13 protein-coding genes are annotated in these 15,559 nt (G+C 43.0%); 3 read left to right on the top strand and 10 right to left on the bottom strand.

All coding sequences use genetic code 11. The annotated features are described in order from the left end of the window. Positions 1 to 121 precede the first annotated feature (121 nt). Entirely contained in the window at positions 122 to 739 is a 618-nt protein-coding gene (locus N5909_RS05795) for a TVP38/TMEM64 family protein (RefSeq protein ID WP_000076170.1), read from the top strand. A gap of 319 nt (positions 740 to 1,058) precedes the next feature. On the opposite strand, the gene scrK is transcribed toward N5909_RS05795, so the two are convergent. Next, on the bottom strand, positions 1,059 to 1,946 hold the full coding sequence (scrK, locus tag N5909_RS05790; RefSeq protein ID WP_000164309.1) for a fructokinase ScrK: 888 nt from the start codon (positions 1,944 to 1,946) through the stop codon (positions 1,059 to 1,061). Between the two features lie 149 nt (positions 1,947 to 2,095). Beyond that, the gene (locus tag N5909_RS05785; RefSeq protein ID WP_261027465.1) at positions 2,096 to 3,982 is read right to left on the bottom strand and encodes a sucrose-specific PTS transporter subunit IIBC; all 1,887 of its coding nucleotides are present in this window, start codon (positions 3,980 to 3,982) and stop codon (positions 2,096 to 2,098) included. A gap of 380 nt (positions 3,983 to 4,362) precedes the next feature. Between N5909_RS05785 and N5909_RS05780 the strand changes: the two genes are divergently transcribed. Both N5909_RS05780 and N5909_RS05775 read left to right on the top strand, forming a co-directional pair. Next, positions 4,363 to 5,817 carry a glycoside hydrolase family 32 protein gene (locus N5909_RS05780; RefSeq protein WP_271630965.1) on the top strand — a complete coding sequence of 485 codons (1,455 nt, stop codon included), beginning with the start codon at positions 4,363 to 4,365 and terminating at the stop codon, positions 5,815 to 5,817. Then, positions 5,798 to 6,763, top strand: a complete 966-nt coding sequence (locus N5909_RS05775; protein WP_000226009.1) for a LacI family DNA-binding transcriptional regulator — start codon at positions 5,798 to 5,800, stop codon at positions 6,761 to 6,763. The genes N5909_RS05780 and N5909_RS05775 overlap by 20 nt, the downstream gene beginning before the upstream one ends. A gap of 35 nt (positions 6,764 to 6,798) precedes the next feature. On the opposite strand, the gene N5909_RS05770 is transcribed toward N5909_RS05775, so the two are convergent. From N5909_RS05770 to fmt, 8 genes are all read right to left on the bottom strand, one after another. After that, positions 6,799 to 8,073, bottom strand: coding sequence for a hydroxymethylglutaryl-CoA reductase, degradative (locus N5909_RS05770; RefSeq protein WP_271630964.1), 1,275 nt, complete (start codon positions 8,071 to 8,073; stop codon positions 6,799 to 6,801). Then, on the bottom strand, positions 8,073 to 9,245 hold the full coding sequence (locus N5909_RS05765) for a hydroxymethylglutaryl-CoA synthase (protein ID WP_271630963.1): 1,173 nt from the start codon (positions 9,243 to 9,245) through the stop codon (positions 8,073 to 8,075). Before N5909_RS05765 ends, N5909_RS05770 begins: the two co-directional genes overlap by 1 nt. A gap of 113 nt (positions 9,246 to 9,358) precedes the next feature. Next, positions 9,359 to 9,808 (bottom strand): threonine/serine exporter family protein, encoded by a 450-nt coding sequence (locus tag N5909_RS05760; RefSeq protein ID WP_020901615.1) that lies wholly within the window; start codon positions 9,806 to 9,808, stop codon positions 9,359 to 9,361. Between the two features lies 1 nt (position 9,809). Next, positions 9,810 to 10,568 carry a threonine/serine exporter family protein gene (locus N5909_RS05755; protein ID WP_084925579.1) on the bottom strand — a complete coding sequence of 253 codons (759 nt, stop codon included), beginning with the start codon at positions 10,566 to 10,568 and terminating at the stop codon, positions 9,810 to 9,812. 94 nt (positions 10,569 to 10,662) lie between these two features. Next, positions 10,663 to 12,561 carry a Stk1 family PASTA domain-containing Ser/Thr kinase gene (gene pknB, locus N5909_RS05750; protein ID WP_271630962.1) on the bottom strand — a complete coding sequence of 633 codons (1,899 nt, stop codon included), beginning with the start codon at positions 12,559 to 12,561 and terminating at the stop codon, positions 10,663 to 10,665. Further along, a complete protein-coding gene (locus N5909_RS05745) occupies positions 12,558 to 13,298 on the bottom strand; it encodes a Stp1/IreP family PP2C-type Ser/Thr phosphatase (RefSeq protein ID WP_115904933.1) in 741 nt (246 codons plus the stop codon). The genes pknB and N5909_RS05745 overlap by 4 nt, the downstream gene beginning before the upstream one ends. Before the next feature lie 14 nt (positions 13,299 to 13,312). Then, complete coding sequence (gene rsmB, locus N5909_RS05740) at positions 13,313 to 14,626, bottom strand: 16S rRNA (cytosine(967)-C(5))-methyltransferase RsmB (RefSeq protein ID WP_185776129.1); 1,314 nt, start codon at positions 14,624 to 14,626, stop codon at positions 13,313 to 13,315. Beyond that, positions 14,619 to 15,554, bottom strand: a complete 936-nt coding sequence (fmt, locus tag N5909_RS05735) for a methionyl-tRNA formyltransferase (protein WP_225742297.1) — start codon at positions 15,552 to 15,554, stop codon at positions 14,619 to 14,621. The genes rsmB and fmt overlap by 8 nt, the downstream gene beginning before the upstream one ends. Between the last annotated feature and the right edge of the window lie 5 nt (positions 15,555 to 15,559).

Below are 15,559 nucleotides of genomic sequence, written 5' to 3'. Positions count from 1 at the left end.
GGTCTATTATAGCATGTTTATCCTCAAATTCCATCACTCTTCCCCTTGCAAAAACAATCCATCCCCCCTTTCTCCTCCAAAATATGGTATAGTAGAGTTATACTATCTATGAGGAGTTTACATGTCACAGGATAAACAAATGAAAGCTGTTTCTCCCCTTCTGCAGCAAGTTATCAATATCTCATCGATTGTCGGTGGGGTTGGGAGTTTGATTTTCTGTATTTGGGCTTATCAAGCTGGGGTTTTACAGTCTAAGGAAACCCTCTCTGCCTTTATCCAGCAGGCAGGCATCTGGGGGCCACCTCTCTTTATCTTTTTACAGATTTTACAGACTGTCGTCCCTATCATTCCAGGAGCCTTGACATCGGTGGCTGGTGTCTTTATCTACGGGCACATCATCGGGACTATCTACAACTATATCGGCATTGTCATTGGCTGTGCCATTATCTTTTATCTGGTGCGCCTCTACGGAGCTGCCTTTGTCCAGTCTGTCGTCAGCAAGCGCACCTATGACAAGTATATCGGTTGGTTGGATAAGGGCAATCGCTTTGACCGTTTCTTTATCTTTATGATGATTTGGCCCATTAGTCCAGCTGACTTTCTCTGTATGCTGGCTGCCCTGACCAAGATGAGCTTCAAGCGCTATATGACCATCATCATTCTGACCAAGCCCTTTACTCTCGTGGTTTATACCTACGGTCTGACCTATATTATTGACTTTTTCTGGCAAATGCTTTGACATGTAAAAAATCCGTTTGGTTTCCCAAGCGGATTTTTAGAACTTAGATTGACTGTAGCTTGATACTAAATATACTTTGGTATGAAAATCATACCTATTTTTCGATAGTGAGGCGAGGACTTACCTAGCCTTTCCGCCGTGATAGAAACACCTGAAATCTAATGGTTTCAGGTGTTCGGAAACTTTGAGACATTAGGCTCAAAGTTTAGGTATGGAATTTCGAAGAAAGTCGCTACCGTCCGTAATCACTTAAGGAGAGGCTCAAAAATATTGTTTTCAACCACAAAATCCGTTTGGTTTCCCAAGCGGATTTTATGCTTTATTTTGAAACTTCTTTTGCAAGAACAAAGTTCCCAAGTGTGGCAGAACCATTTCCTGCTACTGCTGGCGTTACAATGTAATCACGTACATCTGGTACTGGTAGGTAACCATTGAGAAGAGCTGTAAATTTCTCACGGACACGGTCCAGCATGTGTTGTTGAGCCATGACCCCTCCACCAAAGACAATCACGTCTGGGCGGAAAGTCACTGTCGCATTAACCGCAGCTTGAGCGATATAGTAGGCTTGAACATCCCAAACAGGGTTGTTGAGTTCAATATTTTCCCCACGAACACCTGTACGAGCTTCCAAACTTGGACCAGCTGCATAGCCTTCCAGACACCCCTTATGGAAAGGACAAACACCCTTAAACTCTTTTTCAATATCCATTGGGTGTCTAGCAACATAATAATGACCCATTTCAGGGTGACCCACACCGCCGATAAACTCACCACGTTGGATGACACCTGCACCGATACCTGTACCGATTGTGTAGTAAACCAAGTTTTCGATACGGCCACCAGCATTGTTACGGGCAACCACTTCACCATAAGCAGAGCTGTTTACGTCTGTAGTGAAGTACATTGGCACGTTTAGGGCGCGACGAAGGGCACCAAGCAAGTCCACATTTGCCCAGTTTGGTTTTGGAGTCGTCGTGATAAAGCCATAAGTTTTTGAGTTTTTATCAATATCAATCGGACCAAATGAACCAACTGCAAGACCAGCAAGGTTATCGAATTTTGAGAAGAACTCGATGGTTTTATCGATTGTTTCGATTGGAGTTGTTGTTGGAAATTGTGTTTTTTCTACAACGTTAAAGTTTTCATCACCGACAGCACAGACAAATTTTGTACCGCCCGCTTCCAAGCTTCCATATAATTTTGTCATGATAAACCTCTTGTTTTTATTTTCTTTATTATAGCATATTTCGAAAGTCTAAATTTCTCTATTTTTTAGATTTTCCTCTGTAAATCTTACCATTCAAGCAAAAACGAACAAACATGTCATTTGTTCGTTTTCACATTAGAGAGGATTGATTAGATTTTCACTTCGATCACAGCATCCCCCTTCGCAACTGAACCTGTTGCGACTGGAGCTACTGAAGCGTAGTCAGCTGTATTTGTAACGATAACCATTGTTGTATCATCAAGTCCAGCTGCAGCGATTTTGTTTGAGTCAAATGTTCCAAGAACATCGCCAGCTTTAACCTTGTCACCTTGAGCAACTTTTGCTTCAAAACCTTCACCATCCATAGATACAGTATCAATACCAACGTGGATCAAAACTTCAGCACCATCAGTTGTTTTCAAACCAAAAGCGTGTCCTGTTGGAAAGGCAATTGAAACTTCAGCATCAGCTGGTGCATATACCACACCTTGGCTTGGTTTCACAGCGATACCTTGCCCCATAGCTCCACTTGAGAAGACTGGGTCATTGACATCAGCAAGAGCAACAACATCACCAACGATAGGAGTTACAAGTGTTTCATTTTGAAGAGCTGCTGGAATGTTACCAGTTGTTTCTTCTTGGACCAAACGTTCTGTCTCTACTTCAGTAGCAACTTCTTTTTCATCCTCATAACCAAACATATAAGTAAGAGCGAAACCAAGAACGAATGATACAGCTACCATAAGAAGGTATTGTGCAAGTTGTCCGTTACCGATGTAAAGCATTGTACCAGGGATGATGGTGATACCATTACCAGTACCTGCAAGTCCAAGGATAGAAGCCAATCCACCACCGATTGCACCAGCAATCAATGAAAGGAAGAATGGTTTACGGAAGCGCAAGTTCACCCCGAAAATAGCAGGCTCTGTAATACCTAGGAAGGCAGAAAGAGCAGCTGGGAAAGCAAGTGTTTTTAGTTTTGGATTTTTAGTTTTAACACCAACCGCAACAGTCGCAGCACCTTGAGCTGTCATAGCAGCTGTGATGATCGCGTTGAATGGGTTAGCATGGTCAGCAGCAAGCAATTGCACTTCAAGCAAGTTGAAGATGTGGTGCACACCTGATACGACGATCAATTGGTGAACCCCACCAATCAAGAAACCACCAAGACCAAATGGCAAGCTGAGGATCGCTTTTGTAGCGATAAGGATGTAGTTTTCAACGACGTGGAAGACTGGTCCGATGACAAAGAGTCCAAGGATAGACATAACCAAAAGTGTCACGAATGGCGTTACTAAGAGGTCAATCACATCTGGAACAACCTTGCGGACAGCTTTTTCAAATTTAGCTCCGACAACCCCGATGATGAAGGCTGGAAGAACGGAACCTTGCAAACCAACAACAGGGATGAAACCAAAGAAGTTCATAGCTGTTACTTCACCACCTGAAGCGACTGCCCAAGCGTTTGGAAGTGAGCCAGAAACCAGCATCATACCAAGAACGATACCAACGGCTGGATTTCCACCGAATACACGGAAGGTTGACCACACAACCAAACCTGGCAAGATGATAAAGGCTGTATCTGTCAAGATTTGAGTGTAAGTTGTCACATCAGCTGGAAGTGTCATTCCAAGAGCAGTCAAGAGACCACGCACACCCATAAAGAGACCTGTCGCTACGATAACTGGGATGATTGGAACGAAAACGTCACCGAAAGTACGGATAGCACGTTGGAACCAGTTCCCTTGTTTAGCTGCTTCTGCTTTCATGTCATCTTTAGATGATGTTGGCAAACCAAGCGCAACAACTTCATCGTACATTTTGTTAACTGTACCAGTACCAAAGATGATTTGGTATTGACCTGAGTTAAAGAAAGCACCTTGAACTTTTTCCAAGTTCTCAATCACTTCTTTATTGATTTTTCCTTCATCTTTGACCATGACACGAAGACGAGTCGCACAGTGGGCAACACTGTTGACATTTTCACGTCCGCCCAAGGCATCGATGACTTTTTTTGCAATTTCCTGATTGTTCATTTGCAAAAATCTCCTTATATAAAATTTTGTTCTTGTTTGAAAGCGATTTTATCCGCCCTACGACTATTATTTTATCATGTTTTAGAAATATGTCAAGCGTTTTGCAGAAAAAATATTCTATCCACTTAGTAGACACGTTTCAGATTGATTGTTTTTGACTGTTTTAACAGACATCCCTTGAAAAAATAAGTTTGAACCCTTGGTTAAAAAGGCTTTTGTTTCATTCTCTTTCGTATTTTCGTGAAAATTTGATTGATTTCCTGCATTTATTTTGTGACAAACGTTTGACAGTTTTTTCTCTTTTTTAACATAAAAGACTTGCTTTTTTAACCGAAAACGGTTACTATTAAAAGTGATAAGATTTTTGGAGGAATGAATGAATGGAATGGACAACTGAGCGTCGTTACAGACTTTATCAAGATTGGACGCAAGAAGAAATTCAACATATAAAAGAAAATATGGCACAATCTCCATGGCATACTCATTACCATGTTGAGCCAAAAACAGGACTTCTCAACGACCCAAATGGCTTTTCTTACTTTGATGGGAAGTGGATTGTTTTTTATCAGAACTTCCCTTTTGGTGCAGCCCACGGTTTAAAATCTTGGGTGCAGCTTGAAAGTGATGATTTGGTTCACTTTAGAGAAACTGGAGTCAAAGTGTTGCCTGATACTCCATTAGATAGCCACGGTGCCTACTCTGGTTCTGCCATGCAATTTGGCGATAACTTGTTCCTATTTTATACAGGAAATGTTCGTGATGAAAACTGGATCCGTCACCCTTACCAGATTGGAGCTTTGATGGATAAGAATGGCAAGATTACAAAGATTGATAAGATCTTGATCGACCAGCCAGCAGACTCTACTGACCACTTCCGTGATCCGCAAATTTTTAACTTCAAGGGCCAATACTATGCTATCGTCGGTGGACAGGACTTGGAGAACAAAGGCTTCGTCCGTCTCTACAAGGCTGTAGACAACGACTATACAAACTGGCAAGCCGTTGGCAACCTTGACTTTGCTAACGATCGTACTGCCTACATGATGGAATGCCCGAATCTGGTCTTTGTAGGAGAGCAACCTGTCCTTCTTTACTGCCCACAAGGATTGGATAAAAAAGTTCTAGATTACGATAATATCTATCCAAATATGTATAAGATTGGGGCTTCCTTTGACCCTGAAAATGCTAAAATGGTAGATGTATCTCAACTTCAAAACATGGACTATGGTTTCGAAGCCTATGCAACTCAAGCCTTCAACGCTCCTGATGGACGTGCTCTAGCTGTTAGCTGGCTTGGCTTGCCTGATGTTTCATATCCATCTGACCGTTTTGACCACCAAGGAACCTTCTCTTTGGTCAAGGAACTCACTATCAAAGACGGTAAACTTTACCAATACCCAGTCGCAGCTATCAAGGACCTTCGTGCGTCTGAAGAAGCCTTCTCAAATCGTGCCCAAACCAATAACACTTACGAACTCGAACTCAACTTGGAAGCTAATAGCCAGAGCGAGATTGTCTTACTTGCTGATAAAGAAGGCAAGGGACTTTCCATCAACTTTGACCTTGTAAATGGTCAAGTGACAGTAGATCGTAGCCAGGCTGGAGAACAGTATGCCCAAGAATTTGGCACAACTCGCTCTTGCCCTATCGAGAATCAGGCTACTACTGCTACAATCTTCATCGATAACTCTGTCTTTGAAATTTTCATCAATAAAGGAGAAAAAGTATTTTCTGGTCGTGTCTTCCCACATGCGGACCAAAATGGTATCCTGATCAAATCTGGAAACCCAACTGGAACTTACTATGAATTAGATTATGGTCGCAAAACTAACTGATGTCGCCAAACTTGCAGGTGTCAGCCCTACTACCGTTTCTCGGGTTATCAATAAAAAAGGCTATCTATCTGAAAAAACCATTCAAAAGGTCAATGAAGCCATGCGAGAATTGGGCTATAAACCCAACAACCTAGCTCGCAGTCTACAAGGAAAGTCAGCTAAGTTAATCGGTTTGATTTTCCCTAATATTTCCAACGTTTTCTATGCAGAATTAATTGATAAGCTGGAGCACCAACTCTTCAAAAATGGGTACAAGACCATCATCTGCAACAGTGAGCATGATTCTGAGAAGGAACGCGAATACATCGAAATGTTGGAAGCCAATCAGGTGGACGGCATCATTTCGGGTAGTCACAACTTGGGAATAGAAGACTACAATCGCGTGACAGCACCAATTATTTCCTTCGACCGCAATCTGTCACCAGACATTCCTGTCGTCTCCTCTGACAACTATGCTGGTGGGGTTCTTGCAGCCCAGACCTTGGTCAAGACAGGCGCCCAGTCTATCATCATGATTACAGGGAATGACAATTCCAATTCGCCAACTGGACTACGCCACGCTGGTTTTGCATCTGTACTCCCAAAAGCTCCTATTATCAATGTTTCCAGTGACTTTTCTCCCGTCAGAAAAGAAATGGAAATCAAGAATATCTTGACTCGACAAAAGCCAGACGCCATCTTTGCTTCAGATGATTTGACCGCTATTCTAGTCATTAAAATTGCTCAGGAACTGGGAATTTCTGTACCAGAAGAGCTCAAGGTCATCGGCTATGATGGGACTTACTTTATCGAGAATTACTATCCTCAACTCGCGACCATCAAGCAACCTTTGGAAGAGATTGCCTGCCTCACTGTTGATCTTCTCTTGCAAAAAATCGAAGGTAAGGAAGTCGCCACAACAGGCTACTTTTTACCAGTTACATTATTACCAGGAAAAAGTATTTAAACACAAGAAAACTCAGACCAATTCGTCTGAGTTTTTTATGATCTTAAATTTTCTAGATAACGCTGGGCAGTCTCTAAGTTAAAGGTTTTATCAGCAATGAGACGATCAACTAGGGGAGCAACTTCAGACTCGCTAGCACCAGCTAGGAGAGCTAAGGATTTGGCCTGCAATTTCATATGTCCCTGCTGAATACCCGTACTGACCAAGGCTTTGAGGGCCGCAAAGTTTTGGGCAAGTCCGATAGACACGATAAGCTGGGCTAATTCTTTGGCAGAAGGATTTCCCAGTAGTTCATGACTGAGGGCTACACGAGGGTTGAGACCAATAGAGCCACCCTTGGTCGCTACAGGCATGGGCAGGGTCATCTCACCGACCAATTCTTCTCTTTCAAGGTCCAGCATCCATTGACTAAGACCTTGGTAATGTCCATCTCGACTGGCAAAGGCATGGGCCCCAGCTTCGATGGCACGCCAGTCATTACCAGTGGCAATCAAAATGGCATCAACACCGTTAAATATCCCTTTATTATGAGTAGCTGCTCGATACGGATCAGCTTGCGCAAATTGGCTAGCTAAAGCCATTTTCTCCGCAATTTCTCGTCCTTGATCCTTTTGGCGGCTCATGTAGCGAAAGGCGATGCGACAGGTTGCAGTCACCAGAGAATCGGTCGCGTAATTAGACAGAATTCCCATGAGACTCTGTCCCTGACTAAGTTCTTCTAAGACAGGCTTCAAGGCTTCCAGCATGGTATTGAGCATATTAGCTCCCATAGCTTCTTGGGTATCGACATGGAGATAAACAACGAGAAAGTCTGTTTCGCCTTTTATCTGCTCGACATGCAAATCACGCGCCCCACCCCCGCGTTTAACGATAGAAGGATAAGCTTGATTGGCAAGCTCCAAGAGTTCTGCTTTCTTGCTGACAATCTTCTCTTGCGCCTGTTCAGGTTCAACAACTTGATAAAGGGCTACCTGTCCAATCATCTGACGCTCATGGACTTGAGCAGTAAAACCGCCTGCTCGCTTGATGATTTTACTGGCATAGCTGGCCGCAGCAACCACAGAGGGCTCTTCTGTCACATAAGGAACTGTGTAGTCCTGACCGTTGACGAGAACCTCTGGGACCAGCGAATAAGGCAGAGAAAAAGTTCCCACTACATTCTCACTCAGCTGGTCTGCGACAGTCACGCTAATTTGTTCATCCTGCTCCAGACTGGTTTGCTTTTCAGGACTAAGGAGCGCCTGAGCTTTTAACAGCTCAAGGCGCTCATGGTATGATTTTTTAGAAAATCCATTCCAACTTATCTTCATTATTTTTCAACCTTGCTATAACGGCGTTGGTGGTCCACAATTTCAACCAAGGCAAAATCTTGATTTTCATAGCCAGCAAACTGGGCAGAGTTTGTTTCATCTAAGTCTACTTCTTCAAAGAAGACTTTTTCATAGTCTGCAACGGATAGGGCAGTTCGTTGGTTGAGCTTGTTCAAGCGGTCTTTATCCAAATAAGCTTCATATCCTTCAACCAATTCACCACTAAAGAACTCAGCCACAGCACCACTTCCGTAACTATAAAGGGCGATTTTATCTCCAGCCTTCAGGCTATCTGTATTTTCCAAGAGAGACAGAAGCCCAAGGAAGAGGGAACCTGTATAGATATTCCCCACCTTTTGACTGTAGAGAATAGACTGTTCAAAATGCTTTTGCAAGAGGTCTTTTTTCTCTTGAGGCAGGCTCTTATCCATGATTTTTTTCAAGCCTTTTAAGGCTAATTTAGGATAAGGCAAGTGGAAGCAAACCGCAGCAAAATCATCTAAGGTAAGCTGGTAGCGTTTTTGATATTCAAGCCAAGTCGTTTTCAAACTATCCAAGTATTGCTGGGTAGAATAAACACCATTTACATAAGGGGTTGTTGAGTAATTTGGACGCCAGAAATCCATGATGTCACGAGTCTGAGCCACATTGTCATTATTAAAGGCCATAATGCGTGGATTTTGTGTAATTAACATAGCCACACTTCCAGCACCCTGAGTGGGTTCTCCTGGAGTTTCAATACCGTACTTCGCAATATCACTAGCAATGACCAATACCTTGGACTCTGGAGAATTTTCCACATGCAATTTGGCATAATGAAGGGCCGCTGTCGCTCCATAGCAGGCTTCTTTAATCTCGAAACTACGAGCAAAGGGCTGGATGCCCAGCAAACCATGCACAAAGACGGCTGCAGCTTTACTTTGGTCAATTCCTGACTCAGTAGCTACAATGACCATGTCAATTTCTTGTCTCTCTTGCTCAGTTAAAATAGAATCACTTGCACTGGCCGCCAAGGTCACGATATCCTCAGTTAGGGGCGCAATACTCAATTCCTTGAGCAAGAGTCCTTTGCTTAATTTTTCAGGGTCAATTCCCCTCGCTTCTGCTAAGTCTTGTAATTTCAAGACATATTGACTGGTCGCAAAACCAATCTTATCAATACCGATTGTCATATTTACCTCTGTTTTATCATTCATTGTAAAAAATCGTTCTATACTATTTTATCACAAATAGCAGTAAAAGAGAGAAAAAAGACTTGATTCACCAAATCAAGTCGCTTATTATTCTAACCATTATGCTGTTTTCGTAAGTGAGAATAAAGTCTGAGAATCACTGTTCCGCTAGCCATTCCAATGGAAATCACCAAAGCCAACATAACAACCAAGGTTGCACTAGCAATGGCATGACTGTAATCTCCCGTCACAAAAAAGGCAGTTGTCCGATAGGAGAGATAACCCGGAACCAGAGGTGCCAAGATGGCCAAGATAAAGACCACAGCAGGTGTCTTATAAAGAATACTTAGAATCTGGCTGACACAAGAACCGATAATGGCTGCAATAAAAGTAGCCACAATAACATTGGTCGGTTCCTTGAGCAAAAGATAGATTAGCCAGACAGCCATGCCCAAAATCCCTCCAGGTAAGAGCATAGAGCGTTGCACATTGAGTACGATTAAAAATGTAATAATGGCAAGAAGACTTGCTACTGCTTGTAATAAAAAGGTTGTTAGTGTCATATTAGTTCATCAATACCAAGGCGACAGAAGTTCCCGCCCCTAAAGCAAGGGTAATGAGCAGGGATTCAAACATCTTACTCATACCAGAGTTTATGTGGTTGGTCATAATATCACGAACCGCATTGGTCAAGGCAATCCCTGGTACAAAAGGCATAACTGCACCAGCTATAATCAAATCTGCCGTTGAAGGAAAACCTGTGTAGCGAGCCCAAAACTGGGCTATCATCCCAAATACAAAAGCTCCAGCAAAGGCCGTCACAAAGGGAATTCGGATAAACTTCTCCACATAGAGGGAAAAGGCAAAACCAAATAAGGTAGCCACTCCTGCCCCAAGTGCGTCGTAGATATTTCCACTAAACATAATTGAAAAGAAAGGAGCACTAAAGGTCGCAGCCAAAGTTACCTGCAACTTAGTATAAGGAAGGGGCTGAGCTTGCAAAGCCGTCAATTGCTTGAAGGCCGTCTCTAAATCAAGCTTTCCTCCTACCAACTGACGAGAAATCTGATTCACATCGCAGACTTTTTCGATGTTATAAGAAGAGGAAGTCACGCGTTTCATTCGTGAAATATTGGTATTTTCAATGGAGAAAAAGATAGCGGCAGGCATGGCAAGAACATTGCAATCCACAATCCCCTGCGAATGCGCAATACGGATCATGGTATCTTCTACACGATGAATCTCTGAGCCACTTTTGAGAAGAATGGTTCCAGCTAACATAATCACATCGATGACGGCATTTAATTCTCTTGATTCTTCCATGCGTTCCTCCTTTTATCAACTCCTTCTATTCTATCACAAATCCGGACTCAAAAAAAATCTTTGCCATGAAATCATGACAAAGATTCTAGTATCACTATGGATTATCTGGGGAAGTATCTCCTCGTTGTGAATTACCTTGCGAGTTTCCTTGTGTTGGAGTGGTTTCTGCATTCCCCGGCTCGTTAGGTTTCCGAGAAGGACTAGACGACGAAGAGGATGAGGATGAAGATGTTGAAGAAGTACGAGTTTGTTTTGCTTTATAAATAGAAATTTTAACACGAGTGGTGTTCAAATCTACCTTTTCACCCGGTTTTGGACTTTGCTCTACAACAGTCCCCTCAGCAGTTCCTTCAGGAGCTTTAGACACTTCTACAACTTCGATATTAGCTTTTTTAATGTCATATATCTCTGTAAGATTATTGACTGCAAATTCTCGGCTAGAACCAATATAGCTTGGCATTGAAATAGAATTTACTTTTTTAGCAACTGTCAAAACTATTTGAGTTGCCTTGCTAAGATCATAGGTTGTTCCCTCCGGTAAACTTTGTTTCATGATTGTACCGGCTTCGATTTCGTTGGATTCTTCTTCCTCAATCTTAATCAGATTTTCTGGAACCTTCTTACCCTTCAACTCTGCCACTACATCACTAGATTTTCGTCCAAGATAATTTCCAAGTTGGAAGGATTGCTGACCAGAAGACACAATCAAATTAATTTTTGTTCCTTCTTTGCGTGTCGTACCAGCGTCAGGATCGGTACGAATAACACGACCTTCTTCAACCTTATCACTAGCCTCTGTTTTTTCTTCACCAACCTCAAAATTGGCTTTCTTAAGCGCTTCTTTAGCCTCAGCAACCGTCTGACCTGCCACCTTTGGAACGGCAATGGTAGCAGGCGTTCTATATAAAATCCATACCAAGGATGCCACAACCAACAAGAAGGTCGCAAATAAAATTGGATAACGTGCTTTCATGCGACGCCGTTTGGTTGGCTTTGGACTAGGTACTGGTTTTTCTGTCTGATGAGGCTGGGGCTTAGGCTGAGGTCTTCCCTCTTGTACCGGAGCTTTAGGAATAGAAGTCAAGGTACTTTGTGGAACTTTAGGAAGAGTTTTAGTATCTGCCTTAGTTGCATCGTCAAAGACTAGCTTTGGTTCATTACGACGATTATTAGACAAACTACTCGACAAATCCACATACATTTCAGCGACTGATTTGTAGCGATCTGTCAATTTCTTAGCAGTTGCCTTGATAACAACATTTTCTAGAGCCTGAGGCACAGATGGATTTTCGGCTATAACCGATGGCAGTGGTTTCTGGAAATGCTGGAGGGCGATGGTCACTGCGCTATCCCCATCGTAAGGAATATGACCTGTCAGCATCTCATAGAAAATAATTCCCATGGCATAGATATCACTCTGCACAGTTGCTTTAGAACCACGCGCCTGCTCTGGTGATAAATAATGCACAGAACCTAGCATTGAGTTAGTCTGAGTCAAACTCGTCTCTGCAAAGGCTACTGCAATCCCAAAGTCTGTAACTTTGGCAGTCCCATCTGGGGTCAAAAGGATATTTTGCGGTTTCAAATCCCTGTGAACAATTCCTCGAGTATGGGCTAAGCGCATAGCCAAGAGGATTTGTCCCATGATTCGAACCGCTTCTTCATTTGAAAGAGGGTGATGTTCCTTGATATAGCGTTTGAGGTCTAATCCAGCAACATATTCCATTGCGAGATACTGTTGTCCCTCTTCTTCACCGATATCTGTAATCCGAACGATATGAGGATGGTCCAAATCTGCCATGGCTCTCGCTTCCCGCTGAAAACGAGCCACAGCAATCGGGTCTGTCTGGTAGTTGGTCCTCAGGACCTTTACCGCCACTTCTTCCCCGTCTAGAATCAAATCTTTAGCCAAGTAAACATCTGCCATGCCTCCTCGACCAATTTGTTTGATAATCCGATACCGCCCGGCAAAAATCTTGCCGATTTGGATCATTCTGTTGCCTCCTCATTAACAGCAATAAGGGCAACTGTGATATTGTCTAAACCACCTGCATTGTTGGCAAAACGAATCAAGGTTGCTGCCTTATCTTCCAAAGAAATATCGCTGGTTACAATATCAGAAATCTCACTTCCTGAAATCATATTTGTCAAGCCATCACTATTGAGTAAGAGATAGTCCCCAGGCTCAAGGGTGATTATTCCAAAATCAGGCTGAATTTCGTCTTTTTGACCGATTGACTGGGTAATAATATTTTTCTGTGGATGGCTAGCAGCTTCTTCTGGCGTCAATTGACCTGCCTTAAGCAATTCATTGACTAAAGAATGGTCGCTCGTTAACTGGTGGTATTCTTCTCCACGAATCAAACCGATACGAGAATCCCCAATGTGGGCGTAGATAGCCTGATTATCAATAATGGCTACAGCCTCAAGGGTTGTTCCCATTCCTTTATAGGCTTCATTTTGTCCCAATTGGTTAATCCTTTGATTTTCAATCTCAAGGTTGTTAGCATACCATTCACGCACTTCATTAACCGTATCGATTTGTGTATCAACCCAAGCTACACCTAGGTCTGTTACCGCCATTTCACTAGCGATATTCCCTGCGCGATGACCTCCCATACCATCAGCTAGGATAATCATAGTACGTCCAGCTCTATTGACATAGTGGTTGACATAGTCTTGGTTATTTGTTCGTTTCTGACCAACATCTGTTAATAATGAAATTTCCATGTGTTAGTTCCTTCCTAATCCGATATCTTGCGAAATTGACTGATGAAGAATCCATCACTTCCATACAATTCAGGTGTGATGAGGATACAGCCATCTTTCATGATATCCTTACATTCATGTTCTAGTGTTACCTGCTCAAATTCAGGATGACTTTCTAAAAATGCCTGTACGACTTGAAAGTTCTCCTCTGAGACAATAGTACAGGTACTATAAGTTATTATACCACCTTTGCGTAGTGTTTGACAAACACTACCTAATATTTCTAGCTGAATTTCCTGCAAGGACGCGAAATCTGATGTTTCCTTATTGTATTTGATGTCTGGTTTGCGTCGCAGAAGACCAATTCCTGAACAGGGAGCATCTACCAAAATCTTATCAAATGAATCCTGACCAAAAAACTCATGTACCTTTCTGGCATCCAATTTTTGCCTTTGAACCCGATCTACAACCCCCAAACGTTGGGCATTTTCTTGAATTAAGTCCAACTTGTGATCGTAAAGGTCCAAAGCCGTAACCTGACCTGTTGTGAGATAAGAAGCTATATGGGCTGTTTTTCCACCCGGAGCCGCACAGGCATCTAGAACCTGCTCATCACCTTGTAAATCAAGCGTCGGAGCAACAAGCTGACTGGACTCGTCTTGAATGGTAATAGCTCCCTCCGCAAACAAATCATGGCCTGCAAAGTGCCCCTGCTCCTTAACCAAACCAGAAACAGACAAGGATGAATCACTGGCCTCCAACAAGGCTTGGATTTCCTCTTTTCGTCCTAGGTCTGTCACACGAATACTGGCCTTGTTGCGCACCAAAAGACTTTCAAAAATAGCTTGCGCTCGCTCTTCGCCGTATTCTTCCTTGAGCTTGGCAACTAGCCAAACCGGAAGGGAATATGCAATGGAGTCACGCTTGTTTTTTCGTTTGATGCTGGTGATATCTGGCCATCCTTCACGCAAGATACGGCGAAGGACAGCGTTGACCAATTTTTCACTGCCTTTTTTACGGACTTTGGCCAATTCTACTGCTTCATTGACCACAGCATGGTCTGGAATCTTGTCCAAATAGAGGAGCTGGTAGGTACTCATAAGAAGCAGAACATAAAGCCAGCTGTCTAACTGGTCTCTGTCTTCGATAAAGTGGGATAGATACCATTCTAAGGTGAGTTTGCGGGCTACCGTTCCGTAGACAATCTCTGTCACCAAGCCCTTGTCTGCTACAGAGAGTTGGCTTCCCTTGAGATGCTTATTTAAGGCGATATTTGAGTATGCTTGATTGATAAAGACATCCTCTAATGCCGCTAGGGCTAAACTTCTTGCCGTTTCTACTTTAGTCACCAAATCGTTCTCCTACAGTCAATGTCCGTCCAACTCCATTGAGGAAGGAAGCAATGTCCATCTTAGGTTTACCAGCTGGCTGCACTTGTTTGAGGGATAGAGCTCCTTCTGCTGTTGCGACAACCAATTCTTTCTTGCCGATAGAGAGAATCTCACCTGGATTTCCCTGACCTTCTACTGGTAGGGCTTCATAAATCTTAAAGCGGTCACCCTTAAGGAAAGTATGGGCAACAGGCCACGGGTTCATCCCACGGATTTGGTTGAAAAGTTGACGATTGGTCTTAGTCCAATCTAGTTTTTCTTCTTCTGGCTTGATATTTGGCGAGAAAGTAACCTGACTTGGATCCTGCGGTTCAGGTTTGATATCACCAGCAATATAGGCAGGCAAAGTATCCAAAAGCAAATCACGACCAACTAGAGCCAATTTTTCAAACAAGGTGCCAACATTGTCCTCATCCGTGATTGGAATACTACGACGAGAAATCATATCTCCTGCATCCATTTCCTTGACCATTTCCATAATGGTCACACCAGCTTCCTCATCCCCTTGAATCAAGGCATAATGGATTGGCGCTCCACCACGGTGTTTAGGAAGAAGAGAGGCGTGAACATTGACAGCAAAGTCCATGCTATCAAGGAGTTTACTTGGGAGAAACTGCCCAAATGCAGCAGTCACAATTCCATCTGCTCCTAGCTTCATAAGATCTTCCATCTCTGGACTTCCAGATAATTTTTCAGGTTGGTAGATAGGAAGTCCTGCCTCTTTGGCAGCTTGTTTAACTGGGGTCTCCTGGATCACTTTTTTACGTCCGACAGCACGGTCTGGCTGGGTCACAACGGCTAGAATTTCGTAACGGTCATCTGTCAAAAGCCCTTTTAAGACTGTTGCTGAAAAGTCGGGGGTCCCCATAAAGATTAATTTTGTCATATCTT

The organism is Streptococcus gwangjuensis (assembly GCF_028156745.1).
GTDB classification, from domain to species: domain Bacteria; phylum Bacillota; class Bacilli; order Lactobacillales; family Streptococcaceae; genus Streptococcus; species Streptococcus gwangjuense_A.
This window is presented reverse-complemented; position numbering and strand designations above follow the sequence as displayed.

Bases quoted from the DNA above. Each gene is read 5' to 3' on its own strand.
- N5909_RS05795 (WP_000076170.1), top strand. From the start codon at position 122: ATGTCACAGGATAAACAAATGAAAGCTGTTTCTCCCCTTCTGCAGCAA.
- scrK (WP_000164309.1), bottom strand. From the start codon at position 1,946: ATGACAAAATTATATGGAAGCTTGGAAGCGGGCGGTACAAAATTTGTC.
- N5909_RS05785 (WP_261027465.1), bottom strand. From the start codon at position 3,982: ATGAACAATCAGGAAATTGCAAAAAAAGTCATCGATGCCTTGGGCGGA.
- N5909_RS05780 (WP_271630965.1), top strand. From the start codon at position 4,363: ATGGAATGGACAACTGAGCGTCGTTACAGACTTTATCAAGATTGGACG.
- N5909_RS05775 (WP_000226009.1), top strand. From the start codon at position 5,798: ATGGTCGCAAAACTAACTGATGTCGCCAAACTTGCAGGTGTCAGCCCT.
- N5909_RS05770 (WP_271630964.1), bottom strand. From the start codon at position 8,073: ATGAAGATAAGTTGGAATGGATTTTCTAAAAAATCATACCATGAGCGC.
- N5909_RS05765 (WP_271630963.1), bottom strand. From the start codon at position 9,245: ATGACAATCGGTATTGATAAGATTGGTTTTGCGACCAGTCAATATGTC.
- N5909_RS05760 (WP_020901615.1), bottom strand. From the start codon at position 9,808: ATGACACTAACAACCTTTTTATTACAAGCAGTAGCAAGTCTTCTTGCC.
- N5909_RS05755 (WP_084925579.1), bottom strand. From the start codon at position 10,568: ATGGAAGAATCAAGAGAATTAAATGCCGTCATCGATGTGATTATGTTA.
- pknB (WP_271630962.1), bottom strand. From the start codon at position 12,561: ATGATCCAAATCGGCAAGATTTTTGCCGGGCGGTATCGGATTATCAAA.
- N5909_RS05745 (WP_115904933.1), bottom strand. From the start codon at position 13,298: ATGGAAATTTCATTATTAACAGATGTTGGTCAGAAACGAACAAATAAC.
- fmt (WP_225742297.1), bottom strand. From the start codon at position 15,554: ATGACAAAATTAATCTTTATGGGGACCCCCGACTTTTCAGCAACAGTC.